Raw genomic sequence first — 14,052 nt, 5'->3', positions numbered from 1 at the left:
CCATGAGCCGGCCCGGTCGTCTCGTCAAAGGATGTAAGGATGATGCATGGCGCAGAAGCGAAGGATCGGTAAACCTGGCCGACTAGTTCTGACTGCAGTATGGGTCGCAGTTTGGTGCTGGATCGCGTATCAACTAATGGGTTGGCTTGGAGTCGTCGCAATCGTTGCCGCAAGTATCTCAGGATGGTTCGTGGCAGTCTCCGTCAACCGTTCCGTGCGACGGAACCAACCTCGCGACCCCCACAACTCCCCGGACAACGGTCTCATTTAAGGACCGGTTGCCAAGACCGACCGCCAGCGTATTTCCGACGGGCAGGTTCCCCGGAAACCAGTGTGGATTCCAGCGAGATAGCGCTGCGATCACAGGAAACCTTGGGAGTAATCTTGTCCAAACAACGTGTCTCACTCCGTTATTCTTAGAAACATCAGAAATTGTGCTTTGATGAGACAATCGTGGTGAATCGGACAGCACCGCCGCCATCGGGTGTTCGGGGCGCCCCGCCATGGGCCGCGCAGGCGTTCCATGACCTTCTCCTGCGCCAGTCGTGTGACTGATAGCCGAGAATGGCGCTTTTTCACGTGGGTTCGACAGGGACGGGCCAGCTATCCAGCGCTAACGAGTTGTGCTCTCAATTGCTGTTGCTGCACTTTGTAGTGCATTGGGTAGGCTTCGCGTATGGATCGTGGGTTTCGTCAAGTTGATGTGTTCGGTGTGGACTCGTGCCTGGGCAACCCGGTGGCCGTGCTGCTCGATGCGGAGGGACTCGATGATGAGACGCTGCGCCGGTTCTCGGTATGGTCGAATCTGTCTGAGTGCACGTTTGTGCTGCCGCCGACGGTTCCGGGAGCGGATTATCGTGTGCGCATTTTCAGTCTGAAGACCGAGTTGCCTTTCGCAGGACATCCGACCTTGGGAACGGCGCGGGCCTGGCTGGACGCCGGTGGTGCTCCGGCCACTACAGGTCTCGTGATGCAGGAGTGCGGCGCGGGCCTGGTGCCTGTGCGCATCGATGGCGACCGGCTCGCCTTCACCGCGCCACCGCGCCTGCGATCCGGCCCAGTTGATCCGCACACGCTAACTGCGTTAATCGAGATCCTCGGGATCAGACGCGAGCAGGTGGTGGATGCCGAGTGGCTCGACAACGGGCCCGGGTGGGTGGGACTCCTCCTCGACAGTGCGCGCACCATCCTCGATCTGCGCCCCGACGCGTCTGCGCATCAGGGCCGGTGGGATATCGGCGTGATCGGCCCCCACGAGCCAGGCTCCGAGACGGCGTTCGAGTTACGTGCCTTCTTCACAGAGGGCGAGGAGCCGCTGCGCGAGGATCCGGTGACGGGAAGCCTCAACGCCGCGGCCGCGGAATGGCTCATCGCTACCCAGCGCGCCACTGCGCCATATCTTGCCGCCCAGGGAACGGCGATGGGGCGGCAAGGGCGGATTCACATCAGCAGCAACGACGGCAAGCTGTGGGTCGGAGGACGGGCTGAGGTCATCCTCTCCGGATCAGCCGTCCTGTAGCTGCCCCCTTGCAATCATGCCTTTAAGGGTGGTCGTTGGACGATCCGGTAGACCGTACTCCGGGCGACCTTGAAGAGCTCGGCGATCTCGGCGGTGGTGTGTTGTCCTCCCTTATATAGGGAGACGAGGTGGGCTTCCTGGCTTTTGGTGAGTTTGGGCTGTTTGCCGCGGAGCCGGCCCTTGGCCTTGGCGACCTGCATGCCCTCCCGGGTGCGGGCCCGGATGAGGTCGGATTCGAATTCGGCGACCATGGCCAGGACATTGAAGAGCAGCCGGCCGACCGGGTCGGTCGGGTCGTGGACGGACCCGCCGATGCTCAGCTTCACTTTTTTCTTGGTGAGCTCCCTGCCCGATGTCGCGGGCATCGGGCAGGGAGCGGGCAAGCCGGTCGAGTTTGGTGACGACCAGGGTATCGCCGGCGCGGACCGCGGCAAGGGCTTCGCGGAGGCCGGGCCGGTCGCGGTTGGTTCCGGTGAGCCCGTGGTCGGTATAGATCCTGTCTTCGGGCACACCCAACGCGGCCAGCCCATTCCTTTGGGCCGTGAGGTCCTGCTCGTTGGTTGAGACGCGGCCGTAGCCGATGATGTGCGCGGACATGTTAGCGTTTAGGCCACCCTCACCGGGCTTTTTTGCGGGCGGGGTATACGCGCATCCAAGAAGCCAGGACTTGTAGGGGATATTTCGCGTCGGGGGAGCGGTGCCTAAGTGTCGCGCTGGAGGACCGGCTTACGGGCAGGCCATCCATTCGAGCCCGCCTCGTACTCGAGCGATCCAGATCTTAATCGTGCCCCGTCACGGCCCAGCGTTTCATTGCTTCGAGAAGATGATTGGGAGCGAGCATGAAGCGAGGTTCGAGTTCCTCCCAGCCCGGCTCTTTCACGCTCCGGCTGTACGCTGCATGGTCAGCATCAATGGGAATGGACTCGTCGAGCCCACCCGATTCCTCGCCCATTAAAGCTAGGTGATAGATCCACATTGAGCCGTCGGCTTCGACGTTTCGGAACGTCGCTTCAGAGACCGCGCGCTCCGCCGAGAGTCCTTGTTGCAGCTCATCCGGTCGCGAATTGAGCATGTTCATCCAGTCCTCGAATGCCTGCTCCTTGCCGTTCACGATGCGTGAGCGGCTAAGTTCGAGGCGCATACCCTGAGGTACTGACAGAGGCATTTGGTGCCCAGGAAAGTTGCGCGGTACCGGAGTGAAAGGGATCTCGAAGTCAGCGTCATGAGAGGTCATGACAGTATTCTTACGGCGATGACCGCACAGGGGCGCCATTAGGGCGGACGTGTTTCGTTCAAGGATCCTCAAACGGGACAGTAATGAGCCCTGATGGACATGGATTCCATCGCCCACTGGCTATTCAGTGCTTGCATAAGCTCTCGCTCATCCAAGTCGCGGTGGGGGACCGGCTTCGCGTCGCTGTCCTGGGGAAAAGTCCCAGTCTCCGCGCAGACGGCCTTTAGCCTCTGTAATAAGAGCGAAATTTACCGATGCGAATCACAGACATAGGCACCAATAAACTGCCTGCATGACATCAGCGCGACTAGCCGGATCAGAGGATGCCGCGAAGCGGCTAAGTGCGACGTCGTTACGCGAGTTTCTAGACCCCAAAAATGATGAGGACACGACCAAACGGTACCGGCGATACCGGCGGCCAGTTTCCCGCAACGAGATAGCACTTCCCGGGTTGGCGCGGTACGCACTAAAACTAGTCGGTCTGCCTGCGGCCGGCCCTGGTGAGAAGGTGGCGTGGTGGGTGAACTTCCTGTTTCAGGGCCGCCAATGCGAACTTGCGTTAGAGAAGTTTGGCTTACGGTTGTACGTCGAACTCGTCGACAACGACGAAACGCAAGCTAATCAAGTGGCAAACAGAATCGTCAAGAAGCTCAGCTCCAGCATGCGGGCTGTTGAGAGCTTAGTCCTGGCCCCGGCTGCCTCCGGGCTCTTCCGTAACGGCGAGGCTACTGTAATCAACCAGCACACGAGTCTGCGTCGGACCTATGAGTATTTTCGTGAGCGTGCATCAAATCCGTCCGTCATCGAAGACGAGGTGAAGCATTTCGGTACTGGGGATGGGATTGCAGGTGGAACGACCTTTCGATCAGGGAAGCTGCTGATGCAGCTGAATTCGTTTCATGACTTGGTTGCCGCAGTTAACGCCTATCTCAGTCTTCTCGAACACCACATGGTTCTGGCGTTGCCTTTCCAAGGCTTCGACCCTTCCAAGCACTCTCTCGAAAAGTTCATAGGTTGCCGGTGGGGGGATAAGTACGGGCAGATTTTTGATCTGACCCGAAAGGATGACAAACGCTACTACGACAGGTTGGTTGAGGTAGTCGAGCGCTGGCGCAACACCTATTCTCACGGGGGGTTTGAGAAGGGTCATGGCTCTTCGGTCTACCTTCACTATGAAGGGATTGGGGCCATCCCCGTGGGGCTGAGCTCCGCAACTGAGCGCGTCGGCATCTTCTTCACGCACGCGACAGATGAAGACATCAACCACGTTTTCGAGCTGTTCGATGAGTTCGATGCGTGGCTCAGTGACACGCGTATGCGTTACGCCATGGAGTGGATCACCTCTGGCCTGCAGGTCCGATTCGATCCTGCTTTCCGGGCTGAACTCGTCGACGCCATGGAAAGCCCTGAACAATTTTTCAAATACCTCGACTACAACGCGTACCTTGATGACCGCGCTGTAAACATGGACTACTGAAACTCAATGAGTAAGGACCCGCACAGCTTACGTTGACGCCACCCGCTACGAGGCTGAGGACTCTGCCTCTCCGTAGCGGACCAGCAGATTCTCCTTCAGCAATTGCCAGCCTTCATCCAGATCCTTGGTCGTATCGTAGTCGTCGGAAATTAGCTTCGCTTCAACGACCGGGGCTTGCGAATTGAGTTGGAACGTCACGGATGGGATGGAACCGCCGCATCCAGCGGCTGTGGCCTCGCTGTGGATGAGCACGCACGAGCCGCCGTCTCCACCGATCGCCTCTGCGGCATAAAATTTGTAGTCACCGTCTTCCGCCAGCAGATGTTTGGCGCCTACTCTGACGCCCGGGGTGGGCTCATTTGCCGTGGAGGCGGTAGCCGGTTCTGCGGGATCGTTCAGTTCGGATGCCCCAGGGGCGGTTGCGCTGCCGCAGCCGGCCACCGCCAGCAGTGCAGCAGCAGTCGCCAGTTTGACCATTCTTCCGCGCATTTTCCTCCGCCTCTTCTGTTGAAAAGTTTTGCCCAACGGTAATCGCGCCCTTGTATTTATGGGAGGTGTGAGAGTTGCGAAGCGGTAACTTTCGAGAGTCCCGACATGCGGATGGTTGCGGAACGGTGGACGGGATGTGGGCCGTGGCCGCCGAATGGATGCGCCTTTGGCATCGCTAAGGGAACAATTGAGGAACTGAGGGGCCGCCCGGCCAGCGATCGTTCCTCCGATATGGGCGTCCGCTGGCGCGGCCGGCTGTTGGGTCCAGTGCCTCCGTCGCAGGGCTCCGGCGGCCCTGGCCCTGGATACGTCTGCGACGTCTTTTGGTTGCTGTCCTCCGGATTTTAGGCGTCCGCTCCGGCCCGTCCAGCCCCTCCTTTGTCGGGGCCTGCGGCGGCCGGAAATGTCCCTCCGGCGCTCCTGCGTCGCTGATTTCCTTCAGGAATTTCCTCCCCCCTTGCCCTGCGGGTAGACAGGCCTGCGTCGGCCGCCGAGCAAGCGAGCTTGCCAGCAACCAAAAAACAACGGGGGAGAAGGGGAGCTGGCCGGTCACCAAAGGGCCGCCCCACCCACCCGTCTTCTCGGACAAGAAGGAACAACACCATGAACGCAATCGCAACTGCGGCCGTGACCACCCAGGACACCGGAGAAACCATTACCGGCGTGACCGTGCTGGGCGATTACCACATGAACGGCGGCTACGACTGGATGGAACTCATCGAAGCCGAAGGCTGGGCTGTCATTCCCGGCTGGGGCTGTGATGGGTGGGACCTGGGCCAGTGGCCCTATGTCATGGTCGCGGCCACGCGGACCGCTGACAGCATCGGGAACCTGTTCGGCGTCGCCACGTACTGCGAGGGAGATGTGACCTGCACGTTCTACCGGACCAAGGCCCGGCAGTGGGAAGCGATCACCGAGCAGGCGTTCTTCCACTGGAAGAACGGGCAGGCCCACGGCCCGGACGACCTGCCCGAGACGCAGCGGAACTGCCCTCCCGCTACCGCCGGCCCTACACGGTCAACGCCGCCTAACCATCCGTCACAGCCGGTGCCCCGCCCACGGCGGCGGGGCACCGGCCCCTCGGAACCACCTGAAGAGGACAACAATTGATGAGCACCTGCAGCGCCCTGATCATCCCCGCCGACGGACACGAACCCGCACGGGTCGAACCTATCGACGCATCCCTGGAGAACCTGCAAGTCCTCGTGGCCGGAAACATCGAGGCCGTGAGCGGGGATGACTGGCATTTCTACCTGAACGAGGAAGGCAAAATCCTGAACCTCGCCCCTAACCGCCGCGCCGCGCTGCTGGTGCTTGAAGAAACCGGAGTCCTGGCCGATGTCTACTGCGGCAACGCGGTGTTCCTGGGCGAGACGGACGACGGCGGCGAGGCCGACGTGCCCGGGGAATTGATCGACCTCGCCCGGCAACTGTTCGGACTGCACCAGCCAGCGGACTGATCGCCCGAGGGCGGTGGCCGGTCCTGCCGGACCGGTCACCGCCGGCGGTCCGCCGTCGTGGCCGGCTGCCGCTTCCGGTCGCCGACGGCGGACCGCCACCGCCCAGAATTCTGAGTGGGAACCCCGGGCGCCGCGGCCCGCCAACCGCAGCACACCAGATGCAGATCCCGGGGTACTGGTAAAGGGTTCGCAGAGCTCACCCGATGCGGACGTCCGCTGGCGCGGCCGGCTGTTGGCGCGCTTCTTTCATCAAATTTGGGGCAAGAAGAGTTGGGTGAGGTGTGAGCCGCCCGCCAAGCGGAGGCAGAACCCGGCGGGCGGCTCACGGGTTGGCGCTAGACGAGTGCCAGCACCGGGTAGTCGGTGTACCCAGTCGCGTCGCCGCCATACAGGGTCGTCGGGTCCAACTGGTTCAACGGGGCATCCGTGCGCAACCGCTCGACGATGTCGGGGTTGGCTAGCGCGAACCGGCCGAGCGGCGCGATATCCGCAAGCCCCGCGTCAATGTCGTCAGCGATCTGATCCCGTTCGCGCCCGTACCGGACCACGAGCACCGCCGTCGGCCACAGCTCTCGGAAGGAGCGCAGCAGTTCGTCATCGCCGAGGTGGTGCACGTGCAGGTAGGCCAGGTTCAGTTTCGCGAGCTCACCGACCAGGTAGCGGTACTGAGTACGCACGGATTCGGTGTCGCCCTCGTCGAGACCGCCGAGGGGGAAGGCAGGAGAGATGCGGATGCCGGTGCGGTCCGCGCCGATCTCCTCGGCGACAGCCTGTGCGACCTCGATGACGAACCGAGCCCGGTTCTCCACCGACCCGCCATAGCCGTCGGTGCGGTGGTTGGCATTCGAGGCCAGGAACTGGTGGAGCAGGTACCCGTTGGCGGAGTGGATCTCCACCCCGTCCGCCCCGGCCGCGATCGCCGAGGCTGCGGCGTGACGGAACTCACCGATCACGTCCTGAATCTCTTCTGTGCCCAGCGCGCGCGGTGTCGGGATCGCTTGAGGCCCCGTGGGCGTGTGCATGTCCTGCCCGGGAGCGATTGCTGATGGCGCGACCGGCTGCCGGTGGTGCGGGGTGTTGTCTGGATGCGAGGTCCGGCCCACGTGCATCAACTGCACGAACAGATGCCCGCCGCCCTCGTGCACCGCGTCGGCGACCTTGCGCCACCCTTCGATGTGCTCGGGCGTGTAGATGCCCGGGGTGTTTAGGTAGCCCTGCGCGTCTGCGGAGGGCTGGGTACCCTCGGTGATCAGCAGACCGAGAGCGGCGCGCTGCCTGTAATACTCCGCGGCCAGTTCACCCGGAGTGCCGTCGGCATTCGCGCGATTGCGCGTCATCGGCGCCATGGCCAGGCGGTGCGGAAGCTCGAGACGCCCCAGCACGAATGGCTCCCACAGTGAAGATGAAGTCATGAGAAGAGTTCCTTTACATCGAACGATCAGGAGCTGTCACCGAGACGGCCTCGCATAGCGGGGCCGTCTCGTCCTGCCGTGAAAGAATTAGTTCAGGCAGATATGAGTCAACGCGACAGTGACTACTGTCATAACTGAGTGCAGTCACTATTTATTCCAGGAGGATCATTCCATGCCCCTCGCACCACAGCCGATCGGTCGGCGCGAGCGGAGCAAGCAGGCCAAGCTCGAACGCATTACCGCTGCCGCCAGTGAACTGTTCGCGGAAAAAGGCGTCGATGAGGTCACCACCCAGCAGATCGCCGATAAAGCCGACATCGGTGCTGGCACCCTGTTCCTCTACGCGAAGACCAAGGGCGAGCTGTTGCTGCTCGTGCAGAATGCCCACTACGCCACGGCACTTGCCAACGGCCAGGCAGCCGCAGACAAGACGCCCGGCACTCTCGATTCTGTGCTGGCGATCGTCAGGCCGATCGTGGAGTGCAACCGAATCCAGGTCGATAACGGCCGCACCTACCTGCGCGAGATGGTCTTCGGGGATCCCAGTGAGCCCCATCATGCCGAGGCCCTGAGCATTGTCGCTCGGACAGAACAAACCTACGCTGACATTCTCAGCCGCGACGACACCATCAATGGCGTCGATGCCGGCACCCTTGCTCGTGTCATCTCGTCTATCACGTTCCTGACGATGGCCAGCGGCGCACACTCAGCCGCCAAAACCGAGGCCATTATCGAGAACATCCGCGTCCAGGTCGCTGCGATCCTGCCCCACTGATCTCAGCGCGGACGTGTGTCACGCCTTGGCCGCCTGCTCGGTGCCTGAGGCGCCAGAGGTGGGGACGCGAACGAACTCCACATCCTCGCGCCCAAGGATTACGCCATGGGTATCGACCAAAGCGGCGCGCACACGCTCGTGGCCGTCGCGAGCCACCGGAAGTACGCTTCCAGTTAGTCCTCGCGGAACGTGCACTTCGCCCCACTGCTGCATAGCCACCAGCACGACCTTCAGCTCATCGCCTGCTGCGGTGAGTTCGTAGGCGTCCCGCGTGCGCTGCCCGGGCTCTTGATACCGAATCCTCTCTAGCACACCGTGCCCCACTAGCGTGTTCAGTCGCGCACTGAGCACGTCACTCGCGATGCCCAAAGAGTCTCGGAACTGCGCGAAGGTACGCCTCCCCAGGAGTGCCTCGCGGAGCAGCAGGAAGCTCCAAGAATCACTCAACACCCCAAGGGATCTGACGATGGCGCACTGGTTGTCCAGTGCATCTGCGAGAATTTGTGACTTTCGGGGCATGACCTCATCCTCTCTCGACTCTGCACAACCGCGCTGCAGGGATGCTTGCGCGGAGCTGCGTGGCACCTGTGCGTGAGCTATTCGGTGGCGAGCTGCAGTTCGCCTCTACCGAAGGAGAAGTTCTCTTTCGGTACCGGAACCAGTGCAAGGAACACATCATCAGCGCGGATACCCAGGGCGTCCACAGCGTTCCGGCAGATTGCCTTCGTCAACACTTTTTTATCTGCCAGTGGTCGCTCGGCCGTGAAGAGCACGGTGATGATGATCGCATTCGCGCTTCGTTGCATCCCCATGTAGCCGGGGTTCAGATGGAGCTCGTCCGGCCCGTGGGTAGTGATAGCGACAAACTGATCATCGACGGGAATCCCCAACGCCTCATTGAGCGCTTGGGGCAGCGCTTCTGCCAGCGCGCGCTTCTGCTCCGGAGAGAACTTCTGATCGGGCATATGGACCTGGAACACCGGCATGGTCAAAGACTCCTCCCGCGCACCGTCCGGCCCGCAATATTTCACCTGAGTTGCTATAACCAACCTAGCATCGGTTAGGGTTGATCCCACCATTGGCAACCTGAATATGCCCTCGTCGAAGGAGACGACACATGCGTTACACCACATTTGGCCGTCGCACTGGCCTGCGGGTTTCGCAGTACGCGCTTGGCACTGGGAACTTTGGCACCGGGTGGGGTGCGGGCGCGGAAAGGGACGAGGCGAAAGTGATCTTCGACCGCTTTGTGGAGGCGGGTGGTAACTTCATCGATACCGCCGACACCTACCAGACCGGCCAATCGGAGCGGCTGGTGGGTGAGTTCAGCCGTGCCGATCGTGATGACCTGGTGCTGGCGACGAAGTTCGCCGTCGGCGCGAATCAACAGCGGAAGCTGTCGCGCACCGGGAACTCCCGGAAGAATCTGCGTGTTTCCGTCGAGGAGAGCCTGCGCAGACTGGGAACCGACTATATCGACGTGCTGTGGGTGCACTACCCGGACGCGCTGACGCCGATCGACGAGATCCTGCGCGGGTTGGATGATCTGGTCAACCAGGGCAAGATCCTTCACGCGGCGTTCTGCAATTTTCCAGCCTGGCGCGTCTCCCGCGCCGCAATGCTAGCCGATGCATCCGGGTGGGCTCCGGTGGCGGGGATTCAAGTCGAGTACAGCCTGGTCGAACGCACGGCGGACAGGGAGCTGCTGCCGATGGCCGAGGCTCTCGGTCTGGGCGTGACGCTGTGGTCGCCGCTGGGGGGCGGGCTGCTGACCGGCAAGTATCGCAAGAGTCAAGCGGGACGCCTGAGCGACTGGAAAACCCTCGTGCACACCGAATCCTCTGAGCAGAAGACCGCCGTCGTGGATGCGGTGATAGAGGTAGCCGCGGAGGTTGGCCGTGCACCGGCGCAGGTGGCGACTGCGTGGGTCAACGAGAGGTCGCGGCGTCTGGCGACCTCCTCGGTGCCGATTATCGGCCCGCGTGACCTCGCCCAGCTGGAGGACTATCTCGCCGCACTCGACCTTAACCTCGGTGACGAACACTACGATCGGCTCACCACGATAAGTGCCATCGACCTCGGCGTCCCGCACGAGGGAAATGTCAGATCTTTGAACGGGCTGCAAGGCGGTCACGCAGGAGCGTTTGATCCCCCGATCATCCCGGTCGTCTGAGTACCCATGCATGGTATCGAGCACCCAGAGGAGAGCTGATGACACCGTCGCCCCAACCGCCGACAAACCGTTCGCGCACTATCCACTATCATCGCCCCGAAGAGGACAAGATGAAGCTGTTCGAGCGGACCGGGATCGAGCAGTTGCGAGCTCTGGCCAACGGCCTGATCCCGCCGCCCCCGATCAGCAGTCACATTGGATTGGAGTTTGTCTCTGTCAATGATGGCGATGTTGTGATGACCGCCCAGCCTGACGAGTCGCATTACAATCCGATCGGTTCGATCCACGGAGGATTCTTCGCGACGCTTCTTGACTCGGTGTGCGGGTGCGCCGTGCACAGCACTCTGCCCGCAGGGGTGGGGTACACGAGCCTGGAGATCAAGGTCTCCTTCCTCAGGCCGATCACCGCCGACACTGGCACCGTCACCGCTCACGGCTGGGTCACCCGCCGCGGCAAGAGCGCTTCCTTCGCCGAGGCCGACATCCGCGACAGCGCCGGCCGCGTGCTGGCGACCGCCTCGAGCACCTGCCTGATCATCCAACCGGGTCCCGCCCGATGACCCGTCAAGGGACGACCTCGCCTGAGCACACATCCCCTTCCCGCGAGCGATGGCGGCTGGGAAGGCGCGGGGCGTTCTGGGCAGCGGCATCCGTGCTCGCGCTGGTGCTGTGGTCCTCCGGAGCCCCCAGCGTGCTGTACCCGATCTACGCTGAGCAGTGGGATCTGACTCCGCTCACCATCACGACGGTGTTCGCTACCTACCAGCTCGCGCTGATCATCGTTCTGCCGCTCTTCGGGAGTCTCTCCGACCAGTTCGGCAGACGGCTCGTCATGATTGCAGGTGTCGCTCTCATCGCGGTCTCGGCGATCATTTTCGCCGTCGCTCCTGACGTGGTGTTCCTGTTCATCGGCCGGGTGCTGCAAGGTGCCGGTGCAGGATTGGCGATGGGAGCGGGGACCGCGTCACTCATTGAGAACAACACCAGCGCCAACTCCCGATTCGCGAGCTCCATGGCGACCATCGCCACCGCTACCGGGCTCACTCTCGCCCTCGTGCTCAGTGGTGTGCTCGCACAGTTCGCCCCGTTGCCCCTGCTCTGGAGCTACATCGTCCTGCTCGTCCTGTCTGTGGTGTCCATCGCTGCGCTGATTTTCTCACCCGATGACCGGCCGATCCGGGTCCGGCGCTGGCGACCGCAGACCCCTAGAGTGCCCGACGGCATCCGACTGCACTTCACCATCGCCACCTTGTCGGTCTCCCTGGCTTATTGTGTGGGCGCGATTTTCCTCTCCCTCGGTGCTCACATGATCACCGAGTTCGCTCAGACCGAGAACAGCGCGCTCGTCGGGGTCCTCCTCGGCATTTCTTCTGCGGCCATTGGGTTCACCGCTCTCTTCCTGTTCCGTGTCCGGCCACAGGTCTCCGTTTGGGTTGGCGCAGCGCTCACGGTCCTCAGCCTCGGGCTTATGGTCGCTGCCAGCACGGCCGGATCGGTCTTCTTTTTCCTCGGCTGGTGCGTCATCGGCGGGATCGCCTACTCCTTCGCTTTCACCGGAGGGCTCGGTCTCATCAACCGGGTCGCTCCCGAGCGCCACCGCGGCACGGCTTTGTCTCTGCTCTACTTGGTCGCCTACGCTCTCCAAGCGGGAACCGCTATCGGCGTCGGCGCACTTGCGACCACGGGGAGCTTGAGCACCGCTGTCGGCATTGCCGCCGTCTCATTGACAGCCCTCAGCGCCGCTGTGCTCGTTCTCATGAACGTCGCAAGAAGACTGCGGAGAGCCAGCACAGCGCAACCAGTCGTCTCTGGCAGTCGTCAAGCTACGACGCTTCCGCCGTGATGACGGCTTCGAGCCCGCTCCACCAGCACTCTGAGCCGGAACTTTCGTGCGTGCCGAGAATCGCATTTGACGTGATGAAGAACAGGGTCGATGTTTCCTCCCCGTCCCGCGTCGGCCATGGCACCGGCACTGGTCGTCGGCCTCATCCTGCTCGACGGCGAAGACACCGCCGCGGACTGCAACCCGGACCAAGACCTCCGCTCGGACACTCCGATGACCCAGGAGCAGAAAGCCGCGCGGAAGGCCCTGATCGAAAATAATAAGCTGATGCTGTCGGCTACCGTGGTCCGCCGCGACTTCGTGAAGACTCTGCCGGCGAAGAAGCAGCCGCCGAAGGGATGGCAGCACTTCACCGTCCACGGGTATGAGAAGACCATCGCCAAGGACTCCTGACGGTCCCCGAGCAGGGGCCACGTCGATTACCTGACCCGGCTCGTTGGCTGGGGATACACTGCAAGCCCGGTTGAGCAGATCATCCTCGACAGCGCCGCACCCGCGCAGGAAGACGAAGCCGTCTAAGAACCCGTTGCCGGGCGGTAACCCCACTGAATGGGCGGGTGGTCCGCCGCCGGGGTGCGAACCACGGCAGCCACTCATCGGCGGCGGACCGCCGTTCGATGCGGCCACCAGCCAGGCAGCAAAGTGCCGCGGCTTCTGGCAGGCTAAGAGGCACACGCGGTGGGACCCCGGGCGCCATGTTTGCCGCGTCGGGCGTCCGGGTTCGAGACAACATTCCGCTATATGCGGATCACGGATTTCCTTTGTCCGAGGAGCGGAGACGGGCCGCCCACCAGCCGGCCCTTTTCTGTTGTCCACTCAGTCCTCAATGCTGGTGCCGGAGGGTCCCGTCCCGCACCGGGGCGGTTGATCCCGGCCGGCACCTGGAAAGGGTGCAGGCCTTCTGGTGCTTCCGCCGGCCCCAGCCGGTGTTGTCCATGGTTGCAAGTGACCGGCCCCGCCTTGCGGGCGGGCCGGGCGCGGGACGGCTTGGACCCTGGGAAGGTCTGCCGTTGGCAACCGCCCCGTAGCGGAGGCTGTGCATGACCGCCGGGGTCCGGTGGTGAGTGTTGGGTCCGGTGGTGACCTGGCGGTTGTGTGCAGCCGGTTGGATGGGTCCCGTCGTCCAGGTGTGTGCGGGAAAAGCCCGGAGGATTTAGCTTTTGCCGTGCACAGGTGGGCGAGGGGAGACGCTACTAGTTTGCGGGTGTGACGATCCCTGTGCGTGCCTCGGAATCGTTTGCGGTGGAGCGGGTGGCGACTTTCCTGCGGCGCCCGACGGCGCCGGATTCGAGTCCGAGTTTCTTGAGTTCCTCGGGGCTCCAGCCGTCCTTGGTGGCGCGCACGTAGGCGCGCTTGTCGTCGCGCTCGGCTTCGGCGAGCTGTTCTTTGAGATCGGTGATCCGCTGGCGGGTTTTCACCAGTGCGGTGACGGATTCGATGCGTGAGTCTAGGAGTGCGCGGGCCTGGTTGCGTGTCTGTTCAATATCGAGGGTAGCCATGGAGCCAGCCTAACCGGATGGGACGCCGGCCCGCAGGCCGTCTGACCTCTGGAAGGCGACCATGGCGGAGCAAGCTATACACTTACACGGGTGTAAGTGGTGAATCCTTTCGACAAAGGGTTGTCTCTGGGGCACACTGGTGGGTGTGGTCCCCGTTCCGGGGTCGCTGCG

General features: G+C 62.6%; 13 protein-coding genes and 3 pseudogenes. 9 read left to right on the top strand and 7 right to left on the bottom strand.

The features are described from left to right. Positions 1 to 676: 676 nt before the first annotated feature. Positions 677 to 1,519 (top strand): PhzF family phenazine biosynthesis protein, encoded by an 843-nt coding sequence (locus AC5RWG_RS16770; protein ID WP_494167451.1) that lies wholly within the window; start codon positions 677 to 679, stop codon positions 1,517 to 1,519. 14 nt (positions 1,520 to 1,533) lie between these two features. Here AC5RWG_RS16770 and AC5RWG_RS16765 read toward each other — a convergent pair. Beyond that, positions 1,534 to 2,116: pseudogene (locus tag AC5RWG_RS16765) on the bottom strand (recombinase family protein). Positions 2,117 to 2,297: 181 nt separating this feature from the next. Then, complete coding sequence (locus AC5RWG_RS16760; protein ID WP_494167450.1) at positions 2,298 to 2,753, bottom strand: DUF6176 family protein; 456 nt, start codon at positions 2,751 to 2,753, stop codon at positions 2,298 to 2,300. A gap of 520 nt (positions 2,754 to 3,273) precedes the next feature. Here AC5RWG_RS16760 and AC5RWG_RS16755 point away from each other — a divergent pair. Continuing rightward, the gene (locus tag AC5RWG_RS16755) at positions 3,274 to 4,230 is read left to right on the top strand and encodes a hypothetical protein (RefSeq protein ID WP_494167449.1); all 957 of its coding nucleotides are present in this window, start codon (positions 3,274 to 3,276) and stop codon (positions 4,228 to 4,230) included. Between the two features lie 45 nt (positions 4,231 to 4,275). Here AC5RWG_RS16755 and AC5RWG_RS16750 read toward each other — a convergent pair whose 3' ends face one another. Next, positions 4,276 to 4,707 (bottom strand): hypothetical protein, encoded by a 432-nt coding sequence (locus tag AC5RWG_RS16750; protein ID WP_494167448.1) that lies wholly within the window; start codon positions 4,705 to 4,707, stop codon positions 4,276 to 4,278. Positions 4,708 to 5,322: 615 nt separating this feature from the next. Here AC5RWG_RS16750 and AC5RWG_RS16745 point away from each other — a divergent pair. Both AC5RWG_RS16745 and AC5RWG_RS16740 read left to right on the top strand, forming a co-directional pair. Continuing rightward, positions 5,323 to 5,750, top strand: a pseudogene (locus tag AC5RWG_RS16745) (hypothetical protein). Between the two features lie 78 nt (positions 5,751 to 5,828). Continuing rightward, positions 5,829 to 6,179, top strand: a complete 351-nt coding sequence (locus AC5RWG_RS16740) for a DUF3846 domain-containing protein (RefSeq protein ID WP_494167447.1) — start codon at positions 5,829 to 5,831, stop codon at positions 6,177 to 6,179. A 335-nt stretch (positions 6,180 to 6,514) separates the two neighbouring features. On the opposite strand, the gene AC5RWG_RS16735 is transcribed toward AC5RWG_RS16740, so the two are convergent. Continuing rightward, a complete protein-coding gene (locus AC5RWG_RS16735) occupies positions 6,515 to 7,591 on the bottom strand; it encodes an alkene reductase (protein ID WP_494167446.1) in 1,077 nt (358 codons plus the stop codon). Between the two features lie 172 nt (positions 7,592 to 7,763). Here AC5RWG_RS16735 and AC5RWG_RS16730 point away from each other — a divergent pair, with 172 nt between their 5' ends. Then, positions 7,764 to 8,366, top strand: a complete 603-nt coding sequence (locus AC5RWG_RS16730) for a TetR/AcrR family transcriptional regulator (protein ID WP_494049256.1) — start codon at positions 7,764 to 7,766, stop codon at positions 8,364 to 8,366. Between the two features lie 18 nt (positions 8,367 to 8,384). Here the strand turns inward: AC5RWG_RS16730 and AC5RWG_RS16725 are convergent, their stop codons facing one another. Together AC5RWG_RS16725 and AC5RWG_RS16720 are read right to left on the bottom strand one after the other, a co-directional pair. Then, complete coding sequence (locus tag AC5RWG_RS16725; protein ID WP_494167445.1) at positions 8,385 to 8,885, bottom strand: winged helix-turn-helix transcriptional regulator; 501 nt, start codon at positions 8,883 to 8,885, stop codon at positions 8,385 to 8,387. A 77-nt stretch (positions 8,886 to 8,962) separates the two neighbouring features. Further along, positions 8,963 to 9,352: a tautomerase family protein gene (locus AC5RWG_RS16720; protein WP_494049258.1), complete on the bottom strand. Its 390-nt coding sequence runs from the start codon at positions 9,350 to 9,352 to the stop codon at positions 8,963 to 8,965. 131 nt (positions 9,353 to 9,483) lie between these two features. On the opposite strand from AC5RWG_RS16720, the gene AC5RWG_RS16715 reads away from it, so the two are divergent. From AC5RWG_RS16715 to AC5RWG_RS16700, 4 genes and pseudogenes are all read left to right on the top strand, one after another. After that, positions 9,484 to 10,539 (top strand): aldo/keto reductase, encoded by a 1,056-nt coding sequence (locus tag AC5RWG_RS16715; RefSeq protein WP_494167444.1) that lies wholly within the window; start codon positions 9,484 to 9,486, stop codon positions 10,537 to 10,539. Positions 10,540 to 10,577: 38 nt separating this feature from the next. Next, the gene (locus tag AC5RWG_RS16710) at positions 10,578 to 11,099 is read left to right on the top strand and encodes a PaaI family thioesterase (protein ID WP_494049260.1); all 522 of its coding nucleotides are present in this window, start codon (positions 10,578 to 10,580) and stop codon (positions 11,097 to 11,099) included. Next, positions 11,096 to 12,382: an MFS transporter gene (locus AC5RWG_RS16705; RefSeq protein ID WP_494167443.1), complete on the top strand. Its 1,287-nt coding sequence runs from the start codon at positions 11,096 to 11,098 to the stop codon at positions 12,380 to 12,382. The genes AC5RWG_RS16710 and AC5RWG_RS16705 overlap by 4 nt, the downstream gene beginning before the upstream one ends. A 210-nt stretch (positions 12,383 to 12,592) precedes the next feature. Continuing rightward, a pseudogene (locus tag AC5RWG_RS16700) lies at positions 12,593 to 12,901 on the top strand (ParB/RepB/Spo0J family partition protein); the annotation flags it as partial. 674 nt (positions 12,902 to 13,575) lie between these two features. On the opposite strand, the gene AC5RWG_RS16695 reads toward AC5RWG_RS16700, so the two are convergent. After that, positions 13,576 to 13,881 carry a hypothetical protein gene (locus AC5RWG_RS16695; protein WP_494167442.1) on the bottom strand — a complete coding sequence of 102 codons (306 nt, stop codon included), beginning with the start codon at positions 13,879 to 13,881 and terminating at the stop codon, positions 13,576 to 13,578. Positions 13,882 to 14,052: the final 171 nt, after the last annotated feature.

The organism is Arthrobacter sp. Y3221160 (assembly GCF_059092585.1).
The sequence above is the reverse complement of the archived record's forward strand: the minus strand, read 5'-3'. Positions and strand labels throughout refer to the sequence as shown.

Bases quoted from the DNA above. Each gene is read 5' to 3' on its own strand.
- AC5RWG_RS16760 (WP_494167450.1), bottom strand. From the start codon at position 2,753: ATGACCTCTCATGACGCTGACTTCGAGATCCCTTTCACTCCGGTACCG.
- AC5RWG_RS16725 (WP_494167445.1), bottom strand. From the start codon at position 8,885: ATGCCCCGAAAGTCACAAATTCTCGCAGATGCACTGGACAACCAGTGC.
- AC5RWG_RS16695 (WP_494167442.1), bottom strand. From the start codon at position 13,881: ATGGCTACCCTCGATATTGAACAGACACGCAACCAGGCCCGCGCACTC.
- AC5RWG_RS16710 (WP_494049260.1), top strand. From the start codon at position 10,578: ATGACACCGTCGCCCCAACCGCCGACAAACCGTTCGCGCACTATCCAC.
- AC5RWG_RS16715 (WP_494167444.1), top strand. From the start codon at position 9,484: ATGCGTTACACCACATTTGGCCGTCGCACTGGCCTGCGGGTTTCGCAG.
- AC5RWG_RS16730 (WP_494049256.1), top strand. From the start codon at position 7,764: ATGCCCCTCGCACCACAGCCGATCGGTCGGCGCGAGCGGAGCAAGCAG.
- AC5RWG_RS16740 (WP_494167447.1), top strand. From the start codon at position 5,829: ATGAGCACCTGCAGCGCCCTGATCATCCCCGCCGACGGACACGAACCC.
- AC5RWG_RS16750 (WP_494167448.1), bottom strand. From the start codon at position 4,707: ATGGTCAAACTGGCGACTGCTGCTGCACTGCTGGCGGTGGCCGGCTGC.
- AC5RWG_RS16770 (WP_494167451.1), top strand. From the start codon at position 677: ATGGATCGTGGGTTTCGTCAAGTTGATGTGTTCGGTGTGGACTCGTGC.
- AC5RWG_RS16705 (WP_494167443.1), top strand. From the start codon at position 11,096: ATGACCCGTCAAGGGACGACCTCGCCTGAGCACACATCCCCTTCCCGC.
- AC5RWG_RS16735 (WP_494167446.1), bottom strand. From the start codon at position 7,591: ATGACTTCATCTTCACTGTGGGAGCCATTCGTGCTGGGGCGTCTCGAG.
- AC5RWG_RS16720 (WP_494049258.1), bottom strand. From the start codon at position 9,352: ATGCCGGTGTTCCAGGTCCATATGCCCGATCAGAAGTTCTCTCCGGAG.